At 56.3% G+C, this 24,552-nt stretch carries 24 protein-coding genes; 11 read left to right on the forward strand and 13 right to left on the reverse strand.

Annotated elements, in window-relative coordinates:
- Nucleotides 1–28 precede the first annotated feature (28 nt).
- Genes dam through trpS form a run of 4 tightly spaced genes read left to right on the forward strand, consistent with a single transcriptional unit; the run spans nt 29 to nt 3,313 of the window.
- The gene (dam, locus tag ACVV26_RS01710; RefSeq protein WP_312981896.1) at nt 29–844 is read left to right on the forward strand and encodes an adenine-specific DNA-methyltransferase; all 816 of its coding nucleotides are present in this window, start codon (nt 29–31) and stop codon (nt 842–844) included.
- Between the two features lie 40 nt (nt 845–884).
- On the forward strand, nt 885–1,562 hold the full coding sequence (rpe, locus tag ACVV26_RS01715) for a ribulose-phosphate 3-epimerase (protein WP_002436417.1): 678 nt from the start codon (nt 885–887) through the stop codon (nt 1,560–1,562).
- The gene (gene gph / locus ACVV26_RS01720; protein ID WP_474799728.1) at nt 1,555–2,316 is read left to right on the forward strand and encodes a phosphoglycolate phosphatase; all 762 of its coding nucleotides are present in this window, start codon (nt 1,555–1,557) and stop codon (nt 2,314–2,316) included. The genes rpe and gph overlap by 8 nt, the downstream gene beginning before the upstream one ends.
- Nucleotides 2,309–3,313, forward strand: a complete 1,005-nt coding sequence (gene trpS, locus ACVV26_RS01725; RefSeq protein ID WP_312981892.1) for a tryptophan--tRNA ligase — start codon at nt 2,309–2,311, stop codon at nt 3,311–3,313. Before gph ends, trpS begins: the two co-directional genes overlap by 8 nt.
- 42 nt (nt 3,314–3,355) lie before the next feature.
- Here trpS and ACVV26_RS01730 read toward each other — a convergent pair whose 3' ends face one another.
- From ACVV26_RS01730 to nirB, 9 genes are all read right to left on the reverse strand, one after another.
- Complete coding sequence (locus ACVV26_RS01730; RefSeq protein WP_312981890.1) at nt 3,356–4,090, reverse strand: GntR family transcriptional regulator; 735 nt, start codon at nt 4,088–4,090, stop codon at nt 3,356–3,358.
- Nucleotides 4,091–4,191: 101 nt separating this feature from the next.
- Nucleotides 4,192–4,977 carry a fructoselysine 6-kinase gene (gene frlD / locus ACVV26_RS01735; RefSeq protein ID WP_474799729.1) on the reverse strand — a complete coding sequence of 262 codons (786 nt, stop codon included), beginning with the start codon at nt 4,975–4,977 and terminating at the stop codon, nt 4,192–4,194.
- Entirely contained in the window at nt 4,974–5,804 is an 831-nt protein-coding gene (gene frlC, locus ACVV26_RS01740) for a fructoselysine 3-epimerase (protein WP_474799730.1), read from the reverse strand. Before frlC ends, frlD begins: the two co-directional genes overlap by 4 nt.
- 54 nt (nt 5,805–5,858) lie before the next feature.
- On the reverse strand, nt 5,859–6,881 hold the full coding sequence (frlB, locus tag ACVV26_RS01745) for a fructoselysine 6-phosphate deglycase (protein WP_474799731.1): 1,023 nt from the start codon (nt 6,879–6,881) through the stop codon (nt 5,859–5,861).
- 21 nt (nt 6,882–6,902) lie between these two features.
- Nucleotides 6,903–8,240 (reverse strand): fructoselysine/psicoselysine transporter FrlA, encoded by a 1,338-nt coding sequence (gene frlA, locus ACVV26_RS01750; RefSeq protein WP_474799732.1) that lies wholly within the window; start codon nt 8,238–8,240, stop codon nt 6,903–6,905.
- Nucleotides 8,241–8,578: 338 nt separating this feature from the next.
- A complete protein-coding gene (cysG, locus tag ACVV26_RS01755; RefSeq protein ID WP_474799733.1) occupies nt 8,579–9,943 on the reverse strand; it encodes a siroheme synthase CysG in 1,365 nt (454 codons plus the stop codon).
- Between the two features lie 11 nt (nt 9,944–9,954).
- Nucleotides 9,955–10,764, reverse strand: coding sequence for a nitrite transporter NirC (gene nirC / locus ACVV26_RS01760; RefSeq protein ID WP_474799734.1), 810 nt, complete (start codon nt 10,762–10,764; stop codon nt 9,955–9,957).
- A 190-nt stretch (nt 10,765–10,954) separates the two neighbouring features.
- On the reverse strand, nt 10,955–11,281 hold the full coding sequence (nirD, locus tag ACVV26_RS01765) for a nitrite reductase small subunit NirD (protein WP_474799735.1): 327 nt from the start codon (nt 11,279–11,281) through the stop codon (nt 10,955–10,957).
- On the reverse strand, nt 11,278–13,824 hold the full coding sequence (gene nirB, locus ACVV26_RS01770; protein ID WP_474799736.1) for a nitrite reductase large subunit NirB: 2,547 nt from the start codon (nt 13,822–13,824) through the stop codon (nt 11,278–11,280). The genes nirD and nirB overlap by 4 nt, the downstream gene beginning before the upstream one ends.
- Nucleotides 13,825–14,062: 238 nt before the next feature.
- Here nirB and ACVV26_RS01775 point away from each other — a divergent pair, with 238 nt between their 5' ends.
- Nucleotides 14,063–15,361 carry a cytosine deaminase gene (locus tag ACVV26_RS01775; RefSeq protein ID WP_474799737.1) on the forward strand — a complete coding sequence of 433 codons (1,299 nt, stop codon included), beginning with the start codon at nt 14,063–14,065 and terminating at the stop codon, nt 15,359–15,361.
- Nucleotides 15,362–15,376: 15 nt separating this feature from the next.
- Here ACVV26_RS01775 and tsgA read toward each other — a convergent pair whose 3' ends face one another.
- A complete protein-coding gene (gene tsgA, locus ACVV26_RS01780) occupies nt 15,377–16,561 on the reverse strand; it encodes an MFS transporter TsgA (protein ID WP_474799738.1) in 1,185 nt (394 codons plus the stop codon).
- Between the two features lie 277 nt (nt 16,562–16,838).
- On the opposite strand from tsgA, the gene ppiA reads away from it, so the two are divergent.
- The 5 genes from ppiA (at nt 16,839) to argD (ending at nt 20,176) form a co-directional block, all read left to right on the forward strand.
- A complete protein-coding gene (gene ppiA, locus ACVV26_RS01785; protein WP_312981872.1) occupies nt 16,839–17,411 on the forward strand; it encodes a peptidylprolyl isomerase A in 573 nt (190 codons plus the stop codon).
- Between the two features lie 105 nt (nt 17,412–17,516).
- The gene (locus ACVV26_RS01790; protein ID WP_312981870.1) at nt 17,517–17,687 is read left to right on the forward strand and encodes a YhfG family protein; all 171 of its coding nucleotides are present in this window, start codon (nt 17,517–17,519) and stop codon (nt 17,685–17,687) included.
- Nucleotides 17,677–18,279, forward strand: a complete 603-nt coding sequence (locus tag ACVV26_RS01795) for a putative adenosine monophosphate-protein transferase Fic (protein WP_474799739.1) — start codon at nt 17,677–17,679, stop codon at nt 18,277–18,279. Before ACVV26_RS01790 ends, ACVV26_RS01795 begins: the two co-directional genes overlap by 11 nt.
- Nucleotides 18,280–18,309: 30 nt before the next feature.
- Entirely contained in the window at nt 18,310–18,873 is a 564-nt protein-coding gene (gene pabA / locus ACVV26_RS01800) for an aminodeoxychorismate synthase component 2 (protein WP_474799740.1), read from the forward strand.
- An 85-nt stretch (nt 18,874–18,958) separates the two neighbouring features.
- Nucleotides 18,959–20,176 (forward strand): bifunctional acetylornithine/succinyldiaminopimelate transaminase, encoded by a 1,218-nt coding sequence (argD, locus tag ACVV26_RS01805; protein ID WP_474799741.1) that lies wholly within the window; start codon nt 18,959–18,961, stop codon nt 20,174–20,176.
- Here argD and ACVV26_RS01810 read toward each other — a convergent pair.
- Complete coding sequence (locus tag ACVV26_RS01810) at nt 20,166–22,262, reverse strand: YccS/YhfK family putative transporter (protein ID WP_474799742.1); 2,097 nt, start codon at nt 22,260–22,262, stop codon at nt 20,166–20,168. The genes argD and ACVV26_RS01810 overlap by 11 nt on opposite strands.
- A 47-nt stretch (nt 22,263–22,309) precedes the next feature.
- Nucleotides 22,310–22,942 carry a cAMP-activated global transcriptional regulator CRP gene (gene crp, locus ACVV26_RS01815; protein WP_000242758.1) on the reverse strand — a complete coding sequence of 211 codons (633 nt, stop codon included), beginning with the start codon at nt 22,940–22,942 and terminating at the stop codon, nt 22,310–22,312.
- A gap of 303 nt (nt 22,943–23,245) precedes the next feature.
- On the opposite strand from crp, the gene ACVV26_RS01820 reads away from it, so the two are divergent.
- On the forward strand, nt 23,246–23,650 hold the full coding sequence (locus ACVV26_RS01820) for an OsmC family protein (RefSeq protein WP_161659793.1): 405 nt from the start codon (nt 23,246–23,248) through the stop codon (nt 23,648–23,650).
- A gap of 26 nt (nt 23,651–23,676) precedes the next feature.
- On the opposite strand, the gene ACVV26_RS01825 is transcribed toward ACVV26_RS01820, so the two are convergent.
- Nucleotides 23,677–24,543, reverse strand: a complete 867-nt coding sequence (locus ACVV26_RS01825; RefSeq protein ID WP_474799743.1) for a phosphoribulokinase — start codon at nt 24,541–24,543, stop codon at nt 23,677–23,679.
- Nucleotides 24,544–24,552 lie beyond the last annotated feature (9 nt).

Below are 24,552 nucleotides of genomic sequence, written 5' to 3' on the forward strand. Positions count from 1 at the left end.
ACGGGAGAAGGCTAAGCAGTCACACAGCATGAAAAAAAAACGCGCTTTTCTTAAATGGGCAGGGGGGAAATACCCCCTGCTGGATGAAATCAAAAAGCACCTTCCTCAGGGTGACTGTCTGATAGAACCGTTCGTCGGAGCAGGTTCGGTTTTCCTCAATACCGACTATTCGCGCTATATTCTTGCAGACATTAACAGCGATCTGATTAGCCTGTACAACATCGTAAAGACGCAAACCGATGAATATGTGCAGCAGTCGCGGGATTTATTCACGCCGGAGTCAAACCAGTCCGACGTTTACTACCAGTTTCGTGAAGAATTTAATCAGAGCCAGGACCCGTTCCGGCGTGCGCTGCTGTTTCTGTATCTCAACCGTCATGGATACAATGGCCTGTGTCGGTATAATTTGCGCGGCGAATTTAACGTCCCGTTTGGGCGTTACCGTAAACCCTATTTCCCGGAAGATGAGCTGTATCACTTCGCGGAGCGGGCGCGTAATGCGTTATTTATTTGCGAAGGTTACGCCAGCAGCATGGCGCGCGCGCAGCAGGGCACGGTGGTGTATTGCGATCCGCCTTATGCGCCGTTGTCGGCCACCGCGAATTTCACGGCGTACCACACCAACAGTTTTAATTTCGAACAGCAACAGCATCTCGCCGATCTGGCTCATGGGCTTAAAGTCAGCCAGGTTCCGGTGTTGATTTCAAACCACGATACCGAACTTACCCGCCAGTGGTATCGGCAAGCTGATGACCTGCACGTGGTGCGGGCGCGACGTAGCATTAGCAGCAATGGCGGCACCCGTAAAAAAGTGGACGAACTGCTGGCGCTCTATTCCGCCTGAGCCGTTTCGCCCGCCGCACAACACACTTATGGAGAAGCGGATGAAACAGTTTTTGATTGCCCCCTCGATTCTGTCGGCCGATTTTGCCCGTCTGGGTGAAGACACTGCCGCTGCGCTGGCCGCCGGTGCCGATGTCGTCCATTTCGACGTGATGGATAACCACTATGTGCCAAATTTAACCATCGGCCCGATGGTGTTGAAGGCGCTGCGCAAATACGGGATCACCGCGCCAATCGACGTGCATTTGATGGTGAAACCGGTGGATCGCATCATTCCTGATTTTGCCGCGGCGGGTGCCAGCTATATCACCTTTCACCCGGAAGCCTCCGAGCATGTGGATCGTTCCCTGCAACTGATCAAAGAGCACGGCTGCAAAGCGGGCCTGGTGTTTAACCCGGCGACCCCACTCAGCTATCTCGATCATGTGATGGATAAGCTGGATGTGATCCTGCTGATGTCGGTCAACCCCGGTTTCGGCGGCCAGTCTTTCATTCCACACACGCTGGATAAACTGCGTGAAGTGCGTCAGCGCATTGATGCCTCAGGCTATGATATTCGCCTCGAAGTCGACGGCGGCGTAAAAGCCTCCAACATCGGTGAAATCGCCGCAGCGGGCGCGGATATGTTTGTTGCGGGCTCGGCGGTGTTCGACGCCCCGGATTACAAAGCGGTTATCGACGAGATGCGTCGTGAACTGGCAAAGGTAAGTCATGGATAAGTTTAGCACTATTCGCGGTGTGGCGTTCGATCTGGACGGTACGCTGGTCGACAGCGCGCCGGGTCTGGCCACGGCGGTGGATATGGCGCTGTATGCGCTGGAGCTGCCCCAGGCCGGTGAAGCGCGGGTGATTACCTGGATCGGCAACGGCGCTGATGTGCTGGTGGAACGCGCCCTGACCTGGGCACGCCAGGAGCGCGATATTCAGCGTGCGGCGTCGGGCAAACCGGCGATTGACGACGCGGATATTCCGCATGCCGATCGGGTGCGGATCCTGCGTAAGCTGTTTGACCGTTTCTATGCTGATGCAGTAGATGAAGGCAGCGCGCTGTTCCCGGATGTGGCCGCGACGCTGAGCGCGCTGGCGGAAAACGGCATCCCGATGGCGCTGGTGACCAACAAGCCGACGCCGTTCGTCGCGCCGCTGCTGGAAGCGCTGGATATCGCCAAACACTTTACCGTGGTGATCGGCGGTGACGATGTGAAGAATAAAAAACCGCACCCGGAGCCGCTGCTGCGGGTGGCGGAAAAATTAGGCCTGGCGCCAGGTGAACTGCTGTTTGTCGGCGATTCGCGCAATGATATTCTGGCTGCGGCCGCCGCAGGCTGCCGTTCCGTTGGCCTGACCTACGGCTACAACTACGGCGAAGCGATTGAACTGAGCAACCCTGACGTGGTGTTCCATCACTTCAAAGACATTCTGCCCGCACTTGGGCTCCCCCACAGTGAAAATCAGGAATTAACAAATGAGTAAGCCCATCGTATTTAGTGGCGCACAGCCCTCAGGTGAACTGACTATCGGCAACTACATGGGTGCGCTCCGTCAGTGGGTCAACATGCAGGATGACTACCACTGCATCTATTGCATCGTCGATCAGCACGCCATTACCGTTCGCCAGGATCCGGCTGCACTGCGCAAAGCCACCCTGGACACCCTGGCCCTGTATCTGGCCTGCGGTATCGACCCGGAAAAAAGCACTATCTTCGTTCAGTCGCACGTGCCGGAACACGCGCAGTTGTCCTGGGCGCTGAACTGCTATACCTATTTCGGCGAACTGAGCCGTATGACCCAGTTCAAAGATAAATCTTCGCGCTACGCAGAAAACATCAACGCCGGCCTGTTTGATTACCCGGTGCTGATGGCGGCAGATATTCTGCTGTATCAAACCAACCAGGTTCCGGTGGGCGAAGACCAGAAACAGCATCTTGAGCTGAGTCGCGATATCGCCCAGCGCTTTAACGCTCTGTATGGCGACGTGTTTAAAGTGCCGGAGCCGTTTATTCCGAAATCCGGCGCGCGCGTGATGTCGCTGCTTGAGCCGACCAAAAAGATGTCCAAGTCTGACGATAACCGCAACAACGTGATCGGCCTGCTGGAAGATCCGAAGTCGGTGGTGAAGAAAATCAAACGCGCGGTGACTGACTCCGACGAGCCGCCGGTCGTGCGCTACGACGTGGCGAATAAAGCGGGCGTGTCTAACCTGCTGGATATTCTTTCCGCCGTGACTGGCCAGAGCATTCCGGAACTGGAGCAGCATTTTGAAGGCAAAATGTACGGTCATCTGAAAGGCGAAGTGGCGGAGGCGGTTTCCGGTATGCTGACCGAGCTTCAGGAGCGCTATCACCGCTATCGTAACGACGAAGCTTTCCTTCAGAGCGTGATGAAAGACGGTGCGGCGAAAGCCCGCGCCCGCGCCAGCGAAACGCTGAAGCATGTGTATGAAGTGATTGGCTTTGTGGCTCAGCCGTAAGTCTGGCTGCGAAAAACGTTAAGAGGGCTTCGGCCCTCTTTTTTATTTCTGGCGCTGATTATCGATAGTCAGGCTGACGCGGTTGGCGCGGCAGAACAGTTCGGAATAGTGCACCGGTTTCGCGTTCTGATCGAAAGCGATTTTGCTGATGCGGAACAGCGGCTCGCCCAGTTCGCATTTCAGCCTCTGGGCCTCGGCTTTGGTGGCCATAAAGATATCGATGGTCTTTTTATCGCTCACCACGCGGGTGTCGAATTTTTCCTGGAACAGCTTATAGGTGGATGCGCCTGCGGTATAAATTTCATCAAACGCCGGGTAGCGGGAAAGCGGGATCCAGGAACTGTCGATAAACAGCGGTTCATCGTCGAGATACATGACCCGCATCAGGCGAAAAATCTCGCTGCCGCCGGGGATATTCAACCTCTCGCAGAACGGATCGGCGTTAATGCGCTCCTGTTCAATGACTTCTTCCCGGGTCGGCTTACCCTGAGACACGCCAAAATCGGTAAAACCGCTAACCGTCAGCAGCGCGTTTTCAACCTTTTTACTTTGCACGAACGTGCCTTTCCCCTGCCAGCGTTGCAGCACGCCGTCGTTGACCAAATCGCTGATCGCTTTGCGAATGGTGATGCGGCTGACGTTATAGAGCGTGCATAACTCGCTTTCAGTCGGGATCTGTTGACCCGCCCGGTAAACCCCCTGCGCGATATCATCAAGCAGGCGTTGGCGCACGGTGGCGTAAAGGAGTTGATGTGAGTAGCGCTCCGTAGCTGGCATGAATCGACCCTGAAGTTGTAAGAGGAGTGGGGTTGATTATATGAGCGTTTCTGGATGAGTAACAGGCGTTGGCGTGTGTAATGTCACGCCAACGCCGACCCTCACCAGGCACCATGATAGCCAATGGTGCGTGCGGCGCACTCGGTGCCCTGTCTCATGGCGTCCTGAAGCGGCAAGCCGTTAGCGATAGCACACAGGAACCCGGCGATGTAGGAATCCCCGGCCCCCATGGTATCCACCACGTCGACGCGCTGCGGCGGCATCTGCCAGAACTGCGTGCCGTCCCACGCCAGGCTGCCGTTTTCGCCAAGCGTGGCGATCGCCACCCCCGCGCCGCATTGCACCACGGTTTGCAGCCGGTCGCGCAGCCACGGATTATCGTCATTTGCCGAGGCAAAAACATAATCAAGATGTTCCGGCAGCGTGCGCCACAGCGGGCTTTCCCATTTGTCGGCAAAATCGAACGACAGGATTTTGCCCGCCGCCTTCAGCGCAGGGAAAGCGGACTCCGCATGGCCCCAGATGGCAGAATGGATAATGTCGAATTCTTTGAGCCATGCAAGTTCCTGCTCGCCGACGCTGAAATCCGCCATCACGCCTTCGGTATAGTCGCCGAGAATGCGATCGTTATTACGCAGTTCCACCTGGGTTTGCGCCGTTACGCCGGGCATCACCCGCAGGTGGGAAATATCCACGCCATGCTGTGCCAGGTCGCGGCGCAGCATGGCACCGTAATCGTCTTCACCCACCCAACTGACGCAGGCGGGCTGCATCCCGTAACGCGTGCTGTAGACTGCCACATTAACGGCGTTGCCGCCGGAAAACGCTTTGCCCAACTGGGGATAAATATCCACGCAGTTATCGCCTACCGTTGCCAGCCGTTTCATTGCGCCTCCTGGGGCAGCAGCTCGCGAAAACGCGTCAGCGCCTGACGAGCATAAAGCCGTGGCTCGTTCATATACATCGTCACCAGCTCAATCGTGCAGTAGCCCTTGTATCCACTGTCGATAATATCGCGCATTAACTCACGCAGCGGCATTTTGCCTTCGCCCGGAATGTAGTGGCTGTCGCTGGCACCGTCGCTGTCGACAATATGCAGATGGCGCAGCTTGTCGCCCAGCTTATCGAAATAGCTCATCACCGGCTCGCCCTGAACAAACGGGGCGCAGATATCAATCATGCTGAACAGGCGCGGCGAAGGCACCAGCGCCAGCGCACGCAGCACATCGTTGGCATTGCACACCACGTTGGACTCATACGGCGTCAGCGGCTCCAGCAACAGATCCATGCCGATGTTTTCTGCGTGATCGCAGAGTTCGCGCAGATTATCCGCCACCCGCTGCCAGATGGCGTCGGGCGGTGTGAGATAGCCGGCGTGAGCGGCGGAAATCAGCGTGAATCCGGCATCCATCTCTTTCGCCATATCCATACCGAGCTTGATCATATCCAGGCTTTCGCGGCGCATCCGCTCATCGCCCAGCATCATATTGTACGGATAACCGTTGGTTTCTGGCGTGTAGCCGATAATCGGCATCTGATACACCCGTGCCAGTTCTTTAACGTGCTTAATGCCGCCCGCGTTGAGGTCCGGCGCATAAGCATGGGGGCGACCGCCCCACAGCTCCAGCCCGTCATACCCTAACTCATGCGCGTCGCGAAACGCGTGTTCCAGCGGTAAACGCTGATGCCCGCAGGTAAACATACCCGTTTTCATCTGTCTGCTCCTTGCTGTGTGATGCCCGGCCTGCATGGAGGCCGGGCGAGGGAATTAATACTCGACGATGCCGCCGTAGTAACGGCGATCGTCCGGGTTGTGGTCTTTGTAGATAGAGAGGTAGTAGCAGAGCCATTCCATCGGTACGAACATCAGGAACGGCGCGAGCCACGGGTGCAGCCCCTGAGCGATCTCGGCATAGTCGATCACGATGATGTTATCGGTACGCTCGCGCACGAAACGGATGGCGCGCTCGGTGGTGTGACGGCTTTCGTCGTTACCGAGCAGGAACAGGAACGGCACGCCCGGCTCAACGATTTCCAGCGGGCCGTGGCGGAATTCGCCGCTCTCAATCACCGAGCCGTGGGTCCAGGTGAACTCCATCAGCGTGACGATCCCCTCTTTGTAACCCAGCGGACGCAGCGGACCGGCGGAAACGGTATAGATCATCGGCCACTGTGAGGCCTGCTCGCCAAGCTGACGCCCTTTGTCTTCCCAGGTGCGCACCAGATGCCCGAGCGCCTGCGGTAGCTTGCGCAGATCGTTTTTGATTTTGCCGATTTCGGTATGTGGCGCGAGGCGGGTAATCATCTCCAGCACCACGCTGTAGCACAGCAGCAAATGGATTTCCCAGATGCAGTCAGCCTCATACGCCACCACATGTTCAGCGGCCTGAGTAATCGGGCTGTCCGGGCGTTTGGTAAAGGCGGCGGTCAGCGCGCCGCACGCCGCGCCCAGCTCCAGCGCCTTAATCACTTCTTCGGTCTTGCCGTAGTCAGAGACGCCGATCACCGCGCAGCGCGAATCCAGGCGGTGCGGGGTGTTATCGCAGAACTCCCAGCCGGAAAGCGCGTAAACCTGAAGGCTGGAGAAACGATCCGCCAGATGTTTTGCCGTCTGCGCCGCATTCAGCGGGGAACCGCAGGCGACAAAGTAAATGCGATCCACGCCGCGCCCGATCATTTCATCAACAATGGCATGCACGCGGGGAACGTCTTTCTCGAGAACCTTCTCCACTTCCTTGACCATGTTTTCGGTTACCAGGAAATCCACCGTGTTTTTATCAATATTCAACATGCAACAACTCTCCAGACAGGGTTAAGAAATATGAGCCAGACGGCGGTTGCGCTTTTCCCAGAAGGCATAAGCGGGCAGGCCGGTGGCGATAACAATCAGGGCGCAGACCAGCCCCGGGACTGGCGCCCACACGAAGGTGGAGGCCACAAGAATTAAGCTCGAGGCGATAGCGGCAAAGGTCATCAGGCCGAACGCCGGGGTGCGCCACAGCGGTTTGTAGTCCTCGCGTTTGCGGCACCAGATAATCGAGCCGAAGGTCAGGGTGTTTTTGAAGCACATCACCAGCGTGAAGTAGCCCAACAGGCTGGTCAGGTCAGAGACGAAGATAAAGAAGATGCCGAGGGCGCACTGCAGGATGATAGAGACATCCGGCGTGTTGTATTTCGGATGAACGTGCCCGAAGCTTTTGAAAAACAGGTTATCTTTCGCCATCGCGTACTCGAGGCGCGGCTGGTACATCACGCAGCTGGAAAGCGAGCCGAGGATCACGATGATGGCGGTGATGGCGACAAAAATGCCCGCCACGCTGCCGAGCGCCGGAATGTAGGTAAGCGCGTCGGAAATGGGCGTTCCCGAGGCGGCGAGCTTGTCGAACGGCATCAGCCCGGTGATCACCAGCGCCAGCAGCGAATAGAGCACCAACACCAGTAAACAGGAGCCGATCAGCGCACGCGGCATGGTTTTGCCGGGGTTTTTGATTTCGCCGGTCATATAGCAAATAGATGCCATACCGGTGTAGGACCAACTGGTGGCGGAGATCCCGGCCAACAGCGCCATAATCCCTGCCGCCGCGCTGGTGGTGGCGGTCGCCGGCGCGCTAAAGTTATCGCCTTTTAGCCAGAACACGCCGATGCCAATCACAATGGCAAACGGAATGATTTTGGCGATGGTGATCAGCGTCTGGAAGGTCGCGCCGCCTTCAACCGAACGCAGGTGCAGCAGCATAAACACCAGAATCAGACCGGTGGCGACGAACTTACCGGCAAACGGATCGATCGGCACCAGGAAGGCCAGATTACTGACAATCGCCAGCGCCATAATCGAGAGTGACGGCGCGTCGTTGGCCCAGAAGCTGGCCCAACCGGAGAGAAACGCCAGCGGACGGCTACCGGCGTTTTTCAGATACACATAGTCCGCGCCGTTTTCGGGATACGCGGTGGACAGCTCCGCGTAAACGCACATCTGCGGGATCACAATCAGCCCGCCAATCACGAAAGCAAGCACCGTGAGCCACGGAGAGCCTGCCGCTTTTGCTACTTCACCAACCGAAACGAAAATACCGGAACCGACGGTCGTTCCGACGGAAATGGCCAGCACGGCCCAAAAGCCGAGCTTGCGTTGGAGTTCCTGGCCTTCCATATCGTTACCTTTTTAATTATCAAATGGAGTTGTAGGGTTCAGTGCGCCTGAATGAAGGCAGCAGGTCGCCGCACGATCTGGAGGGGTGATCGCGGGGTATCGCTTTGCTGTTTTCATTATGAGATGACGCATAATGAATATAACAACATATGATGAATTGTATTGGCGAAGTAGATCACAAAATCGCCATTTGTGAGCAGGTTGTTACGAGTTAATTCGTTAATCGATTGAAAATAAGAGATTTATAATAGGCAGAGCACGAGAGGACGATAACTGACAGGAAGAGAAAGAGTAGGAAGGCAAAATGAGCGGGCAGGCTTTGAGGCTGCCCGGGATAATTAAAACCAGCGTAGCTTTTCGCGCAGCGCCACTACCCGGCCTACAAAAATCAGGCTCGGGCTTTCGACCTGCTGCGCCAGCTCGCCGAGCTGCGTCAGCGTGCCGTTGACCACCCGTTGTTTAATGCTGGTGCCGTTTTCCACCAGCGCCACCGGCATATCGGCATCCATACCGTGCTTCAGCAGTTTTTGCTGGATGGTTGCCGCCTGGTTGAGGCCCATATAGAACACCAGCGTCTGTTTTTCTGCTGCCAGGTTATGCCAGTCAAACTCGCCGCCGCTTTTCAGGTGGCCGGTGATTAACCGCACGCTCTGGGCATAATCGCGGTGGGTGAGCGGGATACCTGCATAGGCGGAACAGCCGGACGCGGCGGTAATGCCGGGCACCACGGAGAAAGGAATGCCCGCGCCGATCAGCGTTTCTAACTCCTCGCCGCCGCGCCCGAAGATAAACGGATCGCCGCCTTTCAGCCGCACTACGCGTTTGCCACGTTGGGCTTCGCGCAGCAGGATTTGGTTAATCTCTTCCTGGGGTACGCAGTGGTAACCGGCGCGTTTGCCGACAAACACCCGATCGGCGTCGCGGCGCACCAGATTCATAATTTCATCGGATACCAGCCGATCATAAACCACGATATCCGCCTGCTGGATTTGTTGCAGGCCTTTCAGCGTCAGCAGGCCCGGATCGCCCGGACCGGCACCCACCAGCACCACTTCGCCACGGTTATCCAGCGGTTCGGTGAACAGAGTTTCGGTGAGTATCGCGACGTTCTGCTCATCCTGATTGGCGAGTGACTGCGCCAGGCGGTCATTCACAAACAGCTTTTCCCAGAAGCGACGGCGCTCACTCATGCTGCCGAAAGTGTTCTTCACGCGGCGGCGTAGCTTTCCGGCGTAGTGGGCGATTTGCCCGAGATGCTGGGGCAACAGGGATTCGAGTTTCTCACGCAGCAAGCGCGCCAGAACCGGGGAGGTGCCGCCGGAGGAGACCGCTACCATCAGCGGCGAGCGGTCGATAATCGACGGCATGATAAAGCTGGCCTGCTGCGGCGCATCCACCACGTTGCAGAAGATGCGGCGTGCTTCGGCGGCCTCGCTGACCTGTGCGTTCACCGCGTCGTTATCCGTAGCGGCAATCACCAGCCAGCAATTGTCCATCAGGCTGGCGTCAAACGGACCCGTAACCAGCGTTAATGCGCCTTCGTCGCGCCAGACCTGAAACTGCGGGGTGAACGTCAGCGCGTTCACCGTCACCAGGGCTCCTGCCTCCATCAGCAGGCGCGCTTTGCGTTCTGCTACATCCCCGCCACCGACTAATAAGCAGGGGCGCTGTTTTAACTGACAAAATATCGGCAGGTGATCCACGACATGACCTCTTAGTGGCTGGCTTTCGCCGCAACGGTTGCGATGTGTGCAGGAGTCGGACGCTCCGCTTTTGGCGTAGCATACCAGTAACCTAATCCCATAAACACCGCGCCGGAGAAGGTATTGCCGAGGGTTACCCACAACAGGTTATGACCGATGCCGGAAAGCGTGTAGGCATCGCTGTGGTGACCGAACCAGGAGAGGGCAAACAGCGTCATGTTGGCAACGGAGTGTTCGTAGCCGGAAGCGATAAACGCCAGCAGGCACCACCAGATCGCCAGGAATTTCGCTGCGCCTTCGGTGCGGATTGCCATCCAGATCGCCAGGCAAACCAGCCAGTTACACAGCGCGCCTTTGAAGAACAGCACCATCGCTGGCGCAGAGGTTTTGGCCAGCGCCACGGTATGCACCAGGCTGCTGTCTACCGGCAGCAGGCTACCGCCGCCCCAGCTGTACAGCAGCGCAACAAACACCGAGCCCACCAGGTTGCCCAGCCAGGTTTGCGGCAGGATCGCCCACATCTGGCCGTGGCTGATGGTGCCCGCTTTAACGCCAAAGGTCAGGAACATGGTGTGACCGGTAAACAGCTCGGAACCGGCGATGATCACCAGGGTCAACGCGATGCCGAAGGTCGCCCCCATCACCAGCGGACGCACCGACGGGTCGAGCAGGTTGCCGAGGGTGAAAATCAAAATAATCCCCAGCCCGACATAGGCACCCGCCATCGCGGAGCTGACCCAAAACCCGAACGGATTACCGGAAGAGAGCCGGGCGATACGCGCCGCATTGGCTGCGCACTTATTAATGGTGTCTGTAAACATGTTGGTTATCCTAATAGATTGAAAATAATAAATTTGGCTGCGCTGGCTTTCGCGGCCGGAATGATTTCCGGTCTGTTTTTATCGCGATGCCTCACGCAAAACGCCCACGGTTTACCGCACATCTTTGCGTGCAAAGAGGCCGGGGACGGAAAAATTAAAAAAGGGCGAGGAGGAACCTCGCCCAGGGGCATTACGCTTTGAGCTGCACCTGCCCGTCTTTTACGCGGGCTTCGTAATGGGCAATGGAGTGGCTTTCATCCTCCATGCACAAACCATCGCGCAGGCGGAAGCGCTGTTTCTTCAGCGGGCTGGCTACCCACAGTTCGCCCTGGTGTTCGACGATTAAACCGCGCGACAGCACGCTGGCCTCGAAGAACGGGTCGATATTGCTGATGGCGTACACGTCGTCAGACTGGTGAGGGCGGAAGATCGCCACCTGCTGGTCGTTCAGCAGGGCGCACACGCCGGTAGCGGGCAGGATCTTGTCGATCGGGCAGATAGTTATCCACTGGCTCATACGGTTTCCTCCTCCACAAAGGTGACCGGGATACGTTCATACGGCGTAGCCGGACGATGTTGCTGACGCTCGGAAACCACCTGAACATTCGGGTCGCGAAGCGGGCTGTTAATAAAGTGCTGGAAGCGAACCTGGGCAGCCGGATCGTTCACCGTCTCGGTCCACTCGCAGACTACGGCGTCACGCAGGCGGGCCATTTCGGCTTCAAGCTGGGCATTCAGGCCCAGTTTGTCGTCGATGATCACGCTTTTCAGGTAGTCGATGCCGCCTTCCATGTTATCCAGCCACGGTGCGGTGCGGGTCAGTTTGTCGGCGGTGCGGATGTAGAACATCATAAAGCGGTCCAGATAACGCACCAGGGTATCGTGATCGAGGTCCGCCGCCAGCAGATCCGCATGGCGCGGTTTCATGCCGCCGTTACCGCACACGTACAGGTTCCAGCCTTTTTCGGTGGCGATGATACCTACGTCTTTACCCTGCGCCTCGGCACATTCACGGGTACAGCCGGATACGCCGAACTTCATTTTGTGCGGGGTGCGGATGCCTTTGTAACGGTTTTCCAGTTCGACGCCGAAGCCGACGCTGTCGCCTACGCCGTAGCGGCACCAGGTGCTGCCCACGCAGGTTTTTGCCATACGCAGCGCTTTGGCATAGGCATGGCCGGTTTCAAAGCCTGCTTTAATCAGTTGACGCCAGATTTCCGGCAGGTCGTCTTTCTGCGCGCCGAACAGGCCGATACGCTGAGAGCCGGTAATTTTGGTGTACAGGTTAAACTCGCGGGCGATACGGCCCACTTCCATCAGCCCTTCCGGGGTGATTTCCCCGCCAGCAGAGCGTGGGATCACCGAGTAGGTGCCGTCTTTCTGGATGTTAGCCAGGAAGTTGTCATTGGTGTCCTGAAGCGGGGTGTGCTTCGGTTTCAGGATGTATTCGTTCCAGCAGGACGCCAGCAGCGAGCCCACGGTGGGTTTACACACTTCACAGCCGTAGCCTTTACCGTATTTTGCCAGCAGTTCGTCGAAGGTTTTGATGCCTTCCACGCGGATCAGGTGATACAACTCCTGACGGGAGAACGCGAAGTGTTCGCACAGGTTGTGGCTGACTTCGATACCCTGTTTCGCCAGTTCGGCGTTCAGCACCTGAGTCACCAGCGGGATACACCCGCCGCAGCCAGTACCGGCTTTGGTTTCCGCTTTCAACGCCGCAACGGTGTGGCAGCCTTTGTTAATGGCGGAAATCAGCATGCCTTTGGTCACGTCGAAGCAGGAACAGATTTGCGCGCTGTCCGGCAGTTTATCCACGCCGATAGCCGGTTTGCCCTGGCTGGCGTGAGGCGGCAGGATCAGCGCGTCCGGGTTTTCCGGCAGTTCGATTTGGTTCAGCACCAGTTGCAGCAGGTTGCCGTAATCGCTGGTGTCGCCCACCAGCACCGCGCCCAGCAGGGTTTTGTTGTCTTCACTGACGATAAGGCGTTTATAGGTTTCTTTGCTCTCATCCAGGAACACATAGCTGCGGGATTTCGGGGTACGGCCATGCGCATCGCCGATGCCGCCCACGTCTACGCCCAGCAGCTTCAGCTTGGCGCTGAGGTCGGCACCTTCAAAAGCGTTGGAGTTGCCGAGGATATGGTCAACCGCCACCTGAGCCATTTTGTAGCCCGGCGCCACCAGGCCGTACACGCGATTGTGCCAGCTGGCGCATTCGCCGATAGCGTAGATATCCGGGTCAGAAGTCTGGCATTTGTCGTTAATCACAATACCGCCGCGCTGCGCAACGGCCAGACCGCACTGGGTCGCCAGTTTGTCGCGCGGGCGAATACCGGTTGAGAACACGATGAAGTCGACTTCCAGGTCGCTACCGTCGGCGAAGCGCATGGTTTTACGCGCGCTTTTGCCGGTCTGCACGATTTCCTGGGTATTTTTGCTGGTGTGAACTTTCACGCCCAGGCTTTCGATTTTCTTACGCAGTTGCTCGCCGCCCATCTGATCGAGCTGTTCAGCCATCAGCATCGGCGCGAATTCGATAACGTGGGTTTCTACGCCGAGGTTTTTCAGCGCGCCAGCCGCTTCCAGGCCTAACAGACCACCGCCGACCACTGCGCCGCGTTTGCTGCGACGGGCGCAGGCTTCAATGGCGTTAAGATCTTCAATGGTGCGGTAGACGAAGCAGTCCTGGGTTTCAGACCCTTTAATTGGCGGGATCCACGGGTAGGAACCGGTCGCCATGATCAGTTTGTCGTAATAGACGGTACGCCCGGCGCTGGAGTGGATCACTTTTTCCTGGCGGTTAATGGTGATGGCGCGTTCGCCCATCAGCACATTCACGCCGTGCTTCTCATAATAACCTTCGCGCACTAAAGAGAGTTCTTCAGCAGTATGGTGAGAGAAGTAAGAGGAGAGGTGAACACGATCGTAGGCGATACGTGGCTCTTCACAAAATACGGTAATGTCGAACTGGCTGGCGTCAGCTTTATCGAGAAGATCCTCAATAAAGCGATGGCCTACCATCCCGTTACCGATTATAGCCAGTTTGACTTTGCTCATTTTTGCCTCAATTTCTATTCTATTACTGCTTACCTTAACGATTCAGCAAAGCCCCTTCTTGATTCAGATCAATTTCCGCCCTATATACCCCTTAATGGGTATATCCTTGATTTTTGTAGGTTTTTATAAGTGGCGGAATTGATTCAGTTTTCGATTTTGCGCGCTTTTTAAACAAATTCGGGTCAGGCCAGGCGGAATGTGGTATCACTCTGTAAAAAGGGCTTACAGCGGAGGGAGTATGTCTTCAACGTCTTTATGGTTAATCCAGAATGTGCGTTTACCGGGGCGGGAAGGATTGTGGCAAATTCCCATCGATAAGGGCCGATTTGGTGCTATCACGCCGATGAAAAACGGTGTTCACAGCAGTCTTGATGTGCTTAACGCGCGCGGTGGGTTAGCGATACCGCCGTTTATCGAGCCGCATATTCATCTGGATACTACGCAAACCGCCGGAGAGCCCAGTTGGAACCTTTCCGGGACGCTGTTTGAAGGGATCGAGCGCTGGGCCGAGCGCAAGGCGACGCTGAGCCATGAGGATGTCAAAGCACGCGCCTGGCAAACCCTGAAATGGCAGATGGCGCAGGGCATCCAGTATGTACGAACCCATGTTGATGTCTCCGACCCGACGCTGACGGCGCTCCGGGCGCTGCTGGAAGTTAAGAAGGAAGTCGCACCCTGGGTTGATTTGCAACTGGTGGCGTTTCCGCAGGAGGGAATTCTTTCGTATCCCAACGGCGAAGCTCTGCTGGAAGAGGCGCTGAAGCTCGGCGCAGACGTCGTAGGCGCGATCCCACATTTCGAATTCACGCGCGAATACGGCGTCGAATCGCTGAATATCGCCTTTGCGCTGGCGAAGAAATATGACCGGCCGCTGGATATTCACTGCGACGAAATCGACGACGAGCAGTCGCGCTTTCTGGAAACCGTGGCGGCGCTGGCGCTGCGGGAAAATATCGGCCCGCGCGTTACCGCCAGCCATACCACCGCCATGCACAGCTACAACGGCGCCTACACCTCGCGGCTGTTCCGCCTGCTGAAGCTGTCCGGGATTAATTTTGTCGCCAATCCGCTGGTGAATATCCACTTGCAGGGACGGTTTGATGATTATCCGAAGCGGCGCGGCATTACCCGGGTAAAGGAGCTGCTGGCGGCAGACATAAACGTCTGCTTCGGGCATGACGACGTCTTTGATCCGTGGTATCCGCTGGGCACCGGCAACATGCTGCAGGTGCTGCATATGGGCCTGCACGTTTGCCAGATGATGGGCTACGAGCAGATTAACCAGAGCCTGGATTTGATCACCCACAACAGTGCCAGAACCCTGGGTATTGCTGAGTACGGCATTGAAGAGGGCAACCCGGCTAACGTGATTATTTTACCGACGGAGAACGGCTTTGAAGCGGTGCGTCGCCAGGTGCCAGTGCGCTGGTCGGTGCGTCACGGCAAAGTGATTGCCACCACGCAACTGTCGCAAACCTGGGTGAAAATGGATAACGGCGGGGAGGAGATTTACTTTACGCGCCCTTCAGCAGAGTAAAGGGCGCGTTGAGTATTAATGCGCTGCGGAGGTAGCGTTGTGACGGCGATGGCGCGTCACAAAGCCTAATACCAGGCACATGACGAACACCACAGCGTACAAACCGTTAGCGGTATTGAGCGCCGCCTGAGGGCCACTGTGGGCAACAATCGGGCCGGTGACAACAAAGGTCAACATGGTGCCGACGGTGCCGCAGGTCAGAATAAAGTTAACCAGCTTAGGCGACGGCACGTTGGTTTGCAGCGAACCAAGAGTGATGATCGAGGTGTAAATGGCGCTGGAGAAGAAGCCCAGCGTCAGAATAAACCACGCCATATGCTGCGGTTCGCCGGAAATAAAGCAGTACATCAGCACCGTGGCGAGGCCCGCCAGCACGGTCAGAATGCGTTGCAGATCGAAGAAACGCAGAATAAAGCTGAACGCCCACATGCCGAACATGTACGACATCCAGAAATCGCTGACCAGCTTCCCGGCGTCGTTCAGGCTCATGCCGAGGCTTTTGGCGTATTCTGGCACCCAGGAGATAAAGCCCAGTTGGCCGAGGATGTAGCACAGCGCCGCCACCGACAGGAACAGCACGCCGATACCCCACTTTTCTTTCTCGACAGGGGTGTTGCTCTGTTTAGCGTGTTTGCCCAGCGCCGGGAACTCGCAGCCGAAGGTCAGGATAAAAATCGCCACATAGACCAGGCCGATGCAGGCGTAAACCCAATACCACTCAATGGTGCGCGCCAACAGCCAGGCCGCCAGCATTGGGAAAATCATGCCCGCCATGCTGAAGAAGGAGTCGGTAAAGAGCAGACGCGAGCCGCGCTGGCGGCCTTCGTACATCTGGGTAACAAGGAAGGTGCCGATGGACATGGTAATGCCGCTCACCACGCCCAGTACGAACATACAGGCGGAAAACAGCGCCAGGCTATGGCTGAGCATCAGGCCCGCCACCGCCAGCACCATCATTACAAAGCCAAAGCGCAGTTGGGTTTTTAGCGGGACGATTTCCATCAGCCAGGCATTCAGAAAGATTGAAATTAAAATGCCGGCGTTCAGGAAGGTGAAGGTATTGCTCATGCTGGAAACCGGCAGGCCGAAGTAGTCGGCGATATTGCCCATCACCATCCCGGTGACAATCACTAACGCGCCGGTCAGGGCGTAGGAAAAGTAACTGATCCATGTGAGCTTAATGCGATTGCTGTTAGTCATGAAGATCCTGTGAAGAGAAAGGTAAAGCATCCTGGGGACGCTGAAATCGCGGGCAGTTTATGTGTTTTTGTGATGCATATAAACATTTAGGAACTTATTTGCTGCAAAACACACGATTCGATGTGAGTTTAATCACATATATTTCCTATACTTTCCAGCTAAAAATCCTGGATGTTAGCCAGGCATCGTAAAACCAGGTAAATGTCTGGCACGATGCGGTTACGGTCTTTAGAATCAAGCCACTCGCTTTTAACCCTGTTTTCGTAAGGAATGCTTCATGCTCAAATCAACTCTGGCGGCTGTTGCAGCTGTGTTCGCTCTTTCCGCTCTCTCTCCCGCGGCGCTGGCTGCCAAAGGCGACCCTCGCGTACTGTTGACGACCTCTGCCGGCAATATCGAACTGGAGTTAAACAGCCAGAAAGCGCCGATCTCTTCGAAAAACTTCGTTGATTACGTTAATAGCGGCTACTACAACAACACCATTTTCCATCGCGTGATCCCAGGCTTTATGGTCCAGGGCGGCGGGTTCACGTCTGATATGCAGCAAAAGCAAGCCAACGCGCCGATTAAAAACGAAGCCGATAATGGCCTGCGCAACACCCGTGGCACCATTTCGATGGCACGCACCGCAGATAAAGACAGCGCCACCAGCCAGTTCTTTATCAACGTGGCTGACAACGCGTTTCTCGACCACGGCCAGCGCGATTTCGGGTATGCGGTATTTGGTAAAGTTGTGAAAGGGATGGACATTGCCGATAAAATTGCCCAGGCCCAGACTCACGACGTGGGTCCTTACCAAAATGTCCCGTCAAAACCGATAGTTATCCTGTCCGCTAAAGTCCTGCCTTAACCGCTTTTTGCGCGGGTTCGCTTAACCCGCGTTTGCCGCCTCCCGGCGTGTCTGTGATTTGCTGCTTATACTTGTGGCAAATACGGTCACGATCAGGGAGGCGCTATGTCTAAAAAACTCACCGATAAACAGAAATCCCGTCTCTGGGAGCAAAAGCGAAACGGTAACTTTCAGGCCAGCCTGCGCCTGGAGGGACGCGATATCCCGTTAATCGAGTTAACCACAGACGAAGCCGAGCAACGCCTTCAGGAAGTCAGGGGGCAATATGAGCGATAAATTTGGCGACGGGCGCGATCCGTATCTCTATGCCGGTCTGGATGTCCTGAAAAACCGCCTTACTATCCGCCAGGCACAGCGTCTGGATACCGCGATGCTGGAACTGATTGCGCTGCGTGCCGCCACGTTGCCGCTGGGGCCGATCCCACGCGGGTTGCCCCATCTCTGCGCTATCCACCGTCACCTGTTCCAGGACGTGTTCGACTGGGCGGGCGAGTTGCGTGAAGTGGATATTTACCAGGGCGATACCCGCTTCTGCCATTTCGGCTATATCGAGAAAGAGGGCAACGACCTGTTCCAGGATCTGGAAGACGAAGGGTATCTGGCAGGGCTGGCCGCGCCGGAATTTATCCAGCGGCTGGCGCACTACTATTGCGAGATTAATGTGCTGCACCCGTTCCGCCTGGGTTCTGGCCTGAGCCAGCGCATTTTCTTTGAGCAACTGGCGATCCATGCCGGGTATAGCCTCGACTGGCGCGATATCGACCCGCAGTTCTGGCGCGAGGCGAACCAGGCTGGCGCGATGGGCGATCTGGAACCGCTGGTCTCGATATTCAGCAAAGTGGTGAGTGAAGCACGGGAAAGTGAGTAGAATAGCGCGGTTCATTTTTTCGGAGCCGCCATGCTACTGCTGATTGATAACTACGATTCGTTCACCTGGAACCTGTACCAGTATTTCTGCGAACTCGGCGCAGAGGTGGTGGTTAAGCGCAACGATGAAATCAGCGTTGCCGACATCGCCACGCTCGCGCCGCAAAAAATTGTCATTTCCCCCGGCCCCTGCACCCCTAATGAAGCGGGCATCTCTCTGGATGTGATTCGTGATTATGCGGGTAAGCTGCCAATCCTCGGGGTCTGCCTTGGGCATCAGGCCATAGGCCAGGCGTTTGGCGCACGGATTATTCGCGCCCGTCAGGTGATGCACGGCAAAACCTCAGCGATTCGCCATAACGGTAGCGGCGTGTTTCACGGGCTGAATAACCCGCTCACCGTGACGCGCTATCACTCCCTGCTGATTGAACCGGCAACGCTGCCCGACGCGTTTGATGTCACCGCCTGGAGCGCGGAGGATGAAATCATGGGCATTCGCCATCGCGAGTGGGATCTGGAGGGCGTGCAGTTTCATCCCGAAAGCATTCTCAGCGAACAGGGCCATGCACTGCTTGCCAACTTTTTACGCCGCTGATTTTCTATTGCCATTAATTGATTTTTTATGCATATTTTGTGCTTATCTTTTCAATTAAGATTTTGCATAAACGGATGGGCATAAGATGGCAAATGAACAGACTGCAATTACCCGGGCGACTTTTGACGACGTTATTCTGCCAGTCTATGCACCGGCTGAGTTTATCCCGGTAAAAGGGCAGGGCAGCCGCGTATGGGATCAGCAGGGTAAAGAATACGTTGATTTTGCCGGCGGGATTGCGGTCACGGCGCTGGGTCACTGCCATCCGGTGCTGGTGGAGGCATTAAAAACCCAGGGTGAAACCTTGTGGCACACCAGCAACGTGTTTACCAATGAACCAGCGCTGCGCCTGGGCCGCAAAATTATCAACGCGACCTTTGCCGAGCGCGTGCTGTTTATGAACTCCGGCACCGAAGCCAATGAGACCGCGTTCAAACTGGCGCGCTATTACGCCTCTACCCGCCACAGCCCGTATAAAACCAAAATCATCGCCTTCCATAACGCTTTCCATGGCCGTTCGCTGTTTACCGTGTCGGTTGGCGGGCAGCCGAAATATTCTGACGGCTTCGGACCGAAACCGGCAGATATTATCCACGTGCCGTTTAACGATCTGCATGCGGTGGAAGCGGTGATTGACGATCACACCTGCGCCATTGTGGTGGAGCCGATTCAGGGCGAAGGCGGCGTGACGGCGGCGACCCCGGAATTCTTACAGGGCCTGCGCGAGCTGTGCGACAAACATCAGGCGCTGTTGGTGTTTGATGAAGTGCAGTGCGGCATGGGCCGTACCGGCGATCTGTTCGCTTATATGCATTACGGCGTGACGCCGGATATCCTCACCAGCGCCAAAGCCCTGGGCGGCGGTTTCCCGATCAGCGCAATGTTGACCACTCAGGATATCGCCTCGGTGTTCCATGTGGGCTCCCACGGCTCTACCTACGGCGGCAACCCGTTAGCCTGTGCGGTAGCCGGCGCGGCGTTCGATATCATCAACACCCCGGATGTACTGGCTGGCGTGAACCAAAAACGTGCCCAGTTCGTGAAGCATTTTGAGCAGATCGACGCGCAGTACGACGTGTTCAGCGACATTCGCGGCATGGGGCTACTGATTGGCGCCGAGCTTAAACCGCAGTACAAAGGCCGTGCGCGTGAGTTTTTGCACGCGGCGGCAGAAGCGGGCGTGATGGTGCTGAACGCTGGCCCGGATGTGATGCGCTTCGCGCCATCGCTGGTGGTTGATAGTGCCGATATCGATGAAGGCATGACGCGCTTCGCGCAGGCCGTTGCGAAAGTCAGTCGTTAACCGCTTTCGGATTATTTAGCCGCCGGTTTAGCCAGATCCCATGATGCGGCCGCTGACGCCATGCTACAGACGAAATGGTGTGCATGGTATCGAGGTGGCCGAGTATCCGCTGGAGATGCTGTTCCAGCACGCTTAACGGTCCCTGGGACAGGGCTTCCGGCATATCCAGGATCACCGCGTCTTTGGTTTCCCCCGGCTCGTCATATTCCAGCCGCTGCTGGCAGCGCTGGAGCGCAATTTCGCAGGACTGCAAATAGCGCTGCGCCAGGTCCGGCGTCAGCATGGTGTGTTCTCGCGCCATGGTGGTCATGGCATTAATGTGCTCGACGATAAACTGGCTGTGGGTCACCCACAGCTTCATCTCTTCCAGATAGTGGCTATTGAATCCCGGTTCCTGCATTGCCTGGTTCAGCGAGTTGTATAACGCGTTATGCGCCTGGTTGACCAGCATTCGCTGCCAGGCCAGCGGCGTCGGCTGCGGGTCGTCGCTGAGGATCAAGCGTATCGCTTTCTGGTCCGCCTCCAGCGCATCGTGGGCGTTTTTACGCAGCAGGCCGCTTTGCCACTGGGGCCACAACCACACCATGCCGCCAAAGGCGATCAGGCAGCCAATCAAGGTATCAATCAGCCTCGGCAGAATATACTGCTCCCCGCTCAGGGAGAGCAGTTGCAGGCTATACACCGCCGTGACGGTAAAGCCGATCGTCGCCCAGCCGTAATTTTTGCGGATGATGAGATAGCTCACGATGGTGATGACCAGCATCGCCAGCAGGGTGTAACCATCGGCAACGTGATAGTGCAGGGTGATCCCGGCGATGATAAGCCCGGCCATGGTGCCGCCCGCTCGGTGGAGAATGCGCACCCGCGTGGCACCATAGCCGTTCTGGGTCACGAACATCACGGTCATTAAAATCCAGTAGGGTTTCGGTAGGTGCAGGGCGCTACCCACCAGGCTGGCAATACTCAGCATCACCGCAATACGGGCGGAGCTGCGCAGGGCGGTGGACTTCAACGACAGATAGCTTTTCAATGCGCGCAGCACGGGCAGGCGGCGCTGCTTATCTTCCATCAGATCGCGCGAATACAGTGGACGCTGGGATTTCAGCACTCTGGCGATACGGCTGAAATGGTATTCGCAGAACTGTCCCACCGGGTTATCGGGGTGCTGGCGGGCAATTTTTTCCAGCGCGCCAATCTGCTTATCCATTTCAAAGCGCTTCGGATAACGGTGATACAGGATATCGTCGGCGCGTTCCCGCAGGCGGGCCGCCACCGTCTGGGCATTCCAGCGGATCACCGCCTCGGCGTGGCTTTCGCGCACCAGCTTCTGCACCTCTTCGGGCTGATGCAGGCTGACGGAAATATGCTCCTGCAAATCCAGCGCGATCTGAAAAGTGCGCAGCAGGCGTTTATAGCCGTGATGCTTACCGGTCGACAGCATGTGTAGCTGCTGATAACACTGGGTAATCAGGTCGACGGTTTTTTGCTGGCGCGCCAGCAGCGGCGGCAGCGCGCTTTGCGGATCGGTATGCTGGGTCAGCAGGCTGTATTTGGCTTCACAATATTCCGCCAACTGACGGTACAGCAGGCTCAGGGTTTCGCGCAGCGGCTGTTCGCGCCACACCCAGAACCAGAACCAGTTAAATAACCCGTACCATAGCGTGCCCAGGGCATACAGCAGCAGCGGTTCCCACATCGGCATAGAGCCCGCCAGGCTGAGTGTGAATATCGCTGCAATAAGCGACGCCGGGAGCAGGCGAGCATGAAGCGGACTGATTTCCGCCGTGACGCCCAGGATCAGTGCCAGCCCGGAGAGCGCCAACGGCAGCGGCACGGAATTAAGCAGTAATAACTGCACCGCGAGGCTGCTAAGGGCAAACAGCGACCCGCCGATAACCAGGCGTTTAAAGAAGCGCTTGTGCGGGGTGTCCAGGCCAGCGATGTTGCAGCAGGCGGGAACGAGGGAAAAAAGGAGGCCTTGTTGCAGATGGCCCAGAACCAGACCCACCGCCACAGGCAAACACAACACCAAGGTTTGACGAAGTGCGTAGTTGATTTCGGGGTGGTAGATCAGGCGTCGCCACATGGGTGAGATCGGATGAAACGGCGTGTAGCCACGCCGTTTCGCAGGGTTTAGCGGGTACCGTAAACCACAATGGTCTTACCGTGGGCGGAGATCAGGTTTTGATCTTCAAGCATTTTCAAAATGCGGCCAACGGTTTCGCGGGAGCAGCCGACGATCTGGCCGATCTCCTGACGGGTAATTTTGATCTGCATACCATCCGGGTGGGTCATGGCATCCGGCTGTTTAGCCAGATTCAGCAGCGTTTGTGCAATGCGGCCAGTCACATCAAGGAAGGCGAGGTTGCCCACTTTCTCTGACGTCACTTGCAGACGGCGCGCCATCTGCGAAGAAAGACGCATCAGGATGTCAGGGTTAACCTGAATTAGCTGACGGAATTTTTTATAAGAGATTTCTGCCACTTCACACGCCGTTTTGGCGCGAACCCAGGCACTGCGTTCCTGACCTTCTTCGAACAATCCCAGTTCGCCGATGAAATCGCCCTGATTCAGATAAGAGAGGATCATTTCCTTGCCCTCTTCATCTTTAATCAGCACTGCCACGGAGCCTTTAACGATGTAATACAACGTTTCCGCCTTTTCACCCTGGTGAATCAGCGTGCTCTTCGATGGGTACTTATGAATATGGCAATGAGACAAGAACCATTCGAGAGTCGGGTCTGTTTGCGGTTTGCCAAGCACCATGCGCGGTTATCCTCTGTTTTAAGCTGACTCCAGAGAGCAACAATAATAACCCTCTGGGTTTTTGCAATCGTCTCTTCTCCTGGCCGGAGAAGGGGCCTTTAACGTCCTGTGGCCTGTAATAGGTGTGGTCGTATGCACACATGCATTACATCAATGTATCGCTGTAGCATCCGACTGTTTTAGCATAGCTTTACGTGAGTGTCTCCTATTGTCTCGTTTCAGCTTGACCTGGCTCTCATCCGTTGCGCGTTTTGTTACAGCCGCGTAATCTGTCAGTAATTTTGAAACACTGGAGTAACCAAAATGCAGGCAAGAGTGAAGTGGGTAGAAGGGTTAACTTTTCTCGGTGAGTCCGCTTCCGGACACCAGGTTTTAATGGACGGCAACTCCGGTGACAAAGCGCCCAGCCCGATGGAAATGGTATTAATGGCGGCGGGCGGTTGCAGCGCCATTGATGTGGTGTCGATCCTTCAGAAAGGACGTCATGACATCACCGACTGCGAGGTGAAATTGACCTCCGAGCGCCGTGAAGAAGCGCCGCGCTACTTTACCCACATCAACCTGCATTTCATCGTGACCGGTAAAGCGTTAAAAGACGCGGCGGTTTCCCGTGCGGTGGATCTGTCGGCAGAGAAATATTGTTCAGTTGCCTTGATGCTGGAAAAAGCGGTGAACGTCACCCATTCCTACGAAGTGATTGAAGGATAAGTGCTTAATAAGGCGGCGTTGCCGCCTTAAATTTTTCGCCCTTCCATGATTCTTTTTACCAGCGGCAGCATGATCAGCTCCATCGCCAACCCCATTTTCCCGCCTGGCACCACTAATGTATTGATGTGGGAAATGAATGAGCCCTGCAACATGGCCAGCAGCCAGGGGAAATCTATCCCTTCCAGGTTCCTGAAGTGAATCACCACCAGGCTCTCATCCAGCGAGGGAATTGCCTTCGCGGCAAACGGGTTTGATGTGTCAACGGTGGGGACACGCTGGAAGTTAATATGGGTACGCGAGAACTGCGGCGTGATGAAGTTGATGTAGTCTTCCATCGAACGCACGACCGAATCCATCACCGCTTCCCGGGAGTGCCCGCGTTCGCCGGTGTCACGGATGAGCTTCTGGATCCATTCCAGGTTGACGATCGGCACCACGCCCACCAGCAAATCCACATGGCGCGCGACATCATGATGGGGCGTCACCACGCCGCCATGCAACCCTTCGTAAAACAGCACGTCCGTGGGTTCGGGCAACGGTTGCCAGGGGGTAAAAGTACCCGGTACCTGGTTCCAGGGTACGGCTTCGTCATAGGTATGCAGATATTTACGCGATTGCCCGGTACCGGTTTGCCCGTACTGATTAAAAGTCTGTTCCAGCAGGCCAAAGTCGTTGGCCTCCGGCCCGAAATAGCTGATGTGCCTGCCCACGTCGCGCGCTTTGCGGATCGCCATATCCATTTCAGGGCGGGTATAGCGATGAAAGCTGTCCCCTTCCACTTCGGCGGCATGCAGGTTGAGCTGGGCGAAAATCTTACGAAAAGCGAGGCTGGTGGTGGTGGTCCCGGCCCCGCTGGAGCCGGTAACGGCGATGATCGGATGTTGGGCAGACATAGCGGAACA

This window comes from Atlantibacter sp. MEI4A-1023 (genome assembly GCF_056155425.1).